Source organism: Streptomyces durbertensis (assembly GCF_014156695.1).
In the GTDB taxonomy this organism is placed as follows: domain Bacteria; phylum Actinomycetota; class Actinomycetes; order Streptomycetales; family Streptomycetaceae; genus Streptomyces; species Streptomyces durbertensis.
The window spans coordinates 1-3,286 of sequence record NZ_WMLF01000536.1 but is presented as its reverse complement, the minus strand read 5'-3'; the positions used below and the strand labels follow the sequence as shown (position 1 = coordinate 3,286).

The window sequence follows — 3,286 nt, the reverse complement described above, 5'->3', positions numbered from 1 at the left end:
GGTTGGAGGCGTTACGGGGGCACGTGCGCGGAGAGGTGGCTGCTGATGGCCTACGAGAACCCGGACAGTAATGGTGAGGCAAGTGGGGAGCGTGGGGAGAGCGGAGAGGTCGTCGGCGGCGGGGGTGTCGCCTGTGGGGAACCTGAGGCGTCGGCCAGTCTGCGGGCCTTCGGTGCCGTCGTCCAGGCCCTGCGGGAGCACGCGGGCCTGAGTCGGGAGGAGTTCGCGGAACTCGTGCGCTTCTCGAAGCACACGATCGCCTCCATCGAGCAGGGGCGGCGCATGCCGGACGCCGACTTCGTCGTGCGGGCGGAGCCGGCGCTGGGGGACACGGGCGCGCTGCGGCGCGCCCTGCCGCACCTCACCCGCCAGCCGGGGCTGGCGAGTTGGTTCCGGCGCTGGGCACGGCTGGAGGCGGAGGCCATCAGCCTGTACACCTACGAGTGCCGGCTGGTGCCGGGGCTGCTCCAGACGGAGGCGTACGCCCGGGCCGTCTCGCTGAGCGTGCCGCCGGTGCCCGATGCGGTCACGCTGGACCAGCGGATCTCGGCCAGACTCGCCCGACAGGAACTCCTGTCGGTGACGCGCAAGCCCCCGACCGCGTTCAGCTTCATCGTCGAACAGGCGGTGCTGGAACGGCGGACGGGCGGGGAGGCGGTGACCAGGGAGGTCTTCGACCGTCTCCTGGAGGTGATCGAGGGCAACTGGAACGTCGAGTTCCAGCTGATGCCGCTGCGGCAGCCGGTGCACGCGGGGCTGGACGGGCCCCTCATGCTGGCGGAGACGACGGACAACCGGTGGTACGTCTACTCCGAAGGCCAGAAGAACGGGCGTCTGATCGCCGATCCCAAGGAGATCAGCGTGCTCCAGCAGCGTTATGCGAAACTGCGCTCACAGGCCCTGACTCCAGACGACTCCCTGGGCCTGTTGAAGCGAATGCGAGGAGCGCTATGAGCACTTCCGAACTGGTCTGGTTCAAGAGCAGCCACAGCGGCTCCGAAGGGGACGCGTGCGTCGAGGTGGCGAGGAGCGCGCGGGCGGTCCACGTCCGGGACTCCAAGGAGCGGCACGGCCCGCAGCTGGCCGTCTCCCCGGTCGCCTGGGTCGACTTCGTCTCGTACGCCAGCGAGGTCTGAGAGAGCGGGAGGCGGGGCGGGGCACGGGTGCTCCTCCCCGCACTGCCCGGAGACGAGCACCCGTGCCGCCGGCCTCGTCGAACGCGAGCCGGGGGTCAGCGTTCGACGAGGCCGGTGCGCCAGGCCCAGGCGGCGATCTCGACGCGCGCCACGGCGGGGGCTCCGGTGCCGCCCGCCCGTCGTCGGACACCGGCTTCGGGGCCACCCGGTGACGGGTGCGGGCGAGGGCCGGTGGCCTCAGTCCCTCCGCCCGATCTCGGCGGTGGCGTGGCCCCGCCGTCGGAGTTCGTCGCGCTCGGCGTCCGGGATGGCCATCGACTCGGCGAGCACGGCGGCGAGCGCGTCCACCCGGGCGGGGTCGACGTCGGCGTCGAAGAGCCACCGGATGTTCTCGTCGCGCGTGATGAGGTCGACCGTCAGGCGGCCGCCCCTGTCCTGCGCCGCGGCCGTCGCCCGGACGTACCGCACCTGGTCGAGCGGGACCTGATGGACCTCGCCCCGCTCCAGGAACGCGTGTGTCCTGGCCGTGACGACACGGCGGTCCGTGACGGCGACCAGGGTGTTCGCCGCCGCCTTGTCCCTCGCCGCCGCCAGCTTCTGCTTCGCGCCGCTGAGGATCGCGGACACCGGGCCGGAGGCGTCGAGTTGCTCGGGAAAGCCGAGGACACGCAGGGTCTCGCCCTCTTCGAGGAGCCATCGCAGGACGCGCAGGTACGGGTCGAGATCCAGCGCCTCCGGTGCGCAGACGATGCTCGGGGACCCGAGTGGAGGAGCCGGCGGGCGCAGGGCGTCGGCAAGGGGTTCGATCGCCTCCAGGAGGCGGGCGGAGGTCTGGCGGGCCGCGTTCAGGTCCCTCCGCTTCCCCGGCAGCTGCAGTGAGTCCCGGCCGGGGAGTTCGGCGGTGATGCGCAGCTCCCGTGTCAGCGAACCGACAAGCCGGGCCGTCTCGGAGAGAGCGGAGTCGAGCTCCTCGGCGGTGCGCCGCGCGAGGGAGTCGACAAGCCGGGCCTCGTCCGGGTCCTCACCTCCGGTGGCGCGCGCCCGGGCGGCGTGGAGCGCCTGGTAGCCGGTCCACGCCTTGACGGAGGACAGCAGGGCGTTCGTGTCGAAGAGGACCGCCTCGGCGTTTGTCTCCAGGTACTCACGGCGGCCGGCCGGGTCGACCTGCTGGACGCGCCGGATGTGGGTGCCGACGTTCAGGCGGTACAGGTCGAGCTGCTTGCGCAGGGCCGCCTTGCTGCCCGCGACGGTGTCCCACAGCGACGTCGGGACCGAGCCGATCTCCCTGGCCTGCTCGACCACGTGGTCGATGGTGGCGACCAGCGCTGTCAGCTCGGCCCACTGGCCGTGGCGGATGGTCGTGAGCACCTGACCGGTCAGCGCGATGTTGGTCCGGACGAGCCCGGAGACCTCGCTCAGCTGCATCTGCAGGGCGACCATCGCCAGCGCCGGCCCGATCGCGGCCGCCGCCTGCGCCGCGGTCAGCGCGGTCACGGGGATGAAGCGGGCCTGGGCGAGACCGCTGGAGGAGATCACCGTCCCGAGGTGGGCGCCGTCCTTCACGGCGAGAGCCCCACCGGCCTTGAGCAGGGCCTGCGTCGCGCCGCTGATCCGGTAGAGCCCCTGGGCGTTGGCGAGCGCGTTCCCGACGTTGCCGGCCACGGTCGCCGTGTTGCCGACGGCGCCGAGGACCGTGGAGAGCCTCCTGCGGTCCTCGGCCGGCACGAGCCCCAAGTCGACGAGTTCGGACCTGAGTTCGGGCGGAACGTCACCGAACACGACGGCGACCCCCGGGAGTACCTCCGCCAGGACCATGGCCCCGGTCGACGTCGCGAGATCCGCGTCGTGCCCCTGGCCGTTCCCTGGGTCCTTCCCGACGGGCGAAGCCGTGGTGCCGCTCTGGCCGTTCTGCTCAGGCTCCGCGCTCTTCGCCGAGTCCGAAGGGTCCTGCATGCGGTCTCCTCCCGCGCGGGCGCACAACGGCCGGACGTCGTCGGCGTTCACCGCCGGAGTCTACGACCGGGCACCCTGCCGCACGGCCCGAATCCACCAAGCCGAACCCGGCCCCGCCGGCGACCGGTTGTGGGTGTACTCGCGGTCACCGCAGGGCGGGGCGGCGGTCGGGCTCCCGGTCGGGCCGCGTGCCGCCC

The 3,286-nt window shown here is 72.5% G+C and carries 4 protein-coding genes; 3 read left to right on the top strand and 1 reads right to left on the bottom strand.

Features of this window, described 5'->3' with window-relative positions; translation table 11 throughout:
• The first annotated feature begins 45 nt into the window (after positions 1–45).
• Both GL263_RS23940 and GL263_RS23935 read left to right on the top strand, forming a co-directional pair.
• Positions 46–954 carry a helix-turn-helix domain-containing protein gene (locus GL263_RS23940; RefSeq protein ID WP_182857826.1) on the top strand — a complete coding sequence of 303 codons (909 nt, stop codon included), beginning with the start codon at positions 46–48 and terminating at the stop codon, positions 952–954.
• Positions 951–1,136 carry a DUF397 domain-containing protein gene (locus tag GL263_RS23935; RefSeq protein WP_182857825.1) on the top strand — a complete coding sequence of 62 codons (186 nt, stop codon included), beginning with the start codon at positions 951–953 and terminating at the stop codon, positions 1,134–1,136. The genes GL263_RS23940 and GL263_RS23935 overlap by 4 nt, the downstream gene beginning before the upstream one ends.
• Before the next feature lie 237 nt (positions 1,137–1,373).
• Here GL263_RS23935 and GL263_RS23930 read toward each other — a convergent pair whose 3' ends face one another.
• Positions 1,374–3,089 carry a hypothetical protein gene (locus GL263_RS23930; protein ID WP_182857824.1) on the bottom strand — a complete coding sequence of 572 codons (1,716 nt, stop codon included), beginning with the start codon at positions 3,087–3,089 and terminating at the stop codon, positions 1,374–1,376.
• Between GL263_RS23930 and GL263_RS28640 the strand changes: the two genes are divergently transcribed.
• The coding region (locus GL263_RS28640) for a hypothetical protein (protein ID WP_228456783.1) at positions 3,088–3,286 on the top strand (199 nt) is incomplete at its 3' end. The two genes, GL263_RS23930 and GL263_RS28640, sit on opposite strands and share 2 nt — an antisense overlap.